This window comes from Leifsonia sp. HAY1-4F, from assembly GCF_056755275.1.
In genome coordinates this window covers 1-228 of record NZ_JBNDHX010000766.1, presented here as the reverse complement: position 1 = coordinate 228, position 228 = coordinate 1, and the positions used below count along the sequence as shown (strand labels likewise).

Here is a 228-nt window from a genome sequence, read left to right as displayed (position 1 = left end):
TGACGGAGGCGCTGCAGTCGCAGAGCCACGAGTACACGAAACGGCTGCACACGGTCGTCTCGCTGCTGGAATTGGGGAGGCCGGAGGAGGCGATCGAGCTGATCGCGGACCAGGTGGAACGCAGCCAGTCGCTCGCCGACGACGTACTCGGCGCCGCAAACCGGCCGGCGGTCGCCGCGCTGCTGCTCGGCAAGGTGGCGCAAGCGGCCGAACGCGGGGCCGAGCTCC

1 protein-coding gene is annotated in these 228 nt (G+C 70.6%); it reads left to right on the top strand.

Annotated elements, in window-relative coordinates; translation table 11 throughout:
• Positions 1-228, top strand: a 228-nt coding sequence (locus ACPYOG_RS21270) for a Spo0B domain-containing protein (protein ID WP_481296013.1), incomplete at both ends; no start/stop codon positions are given.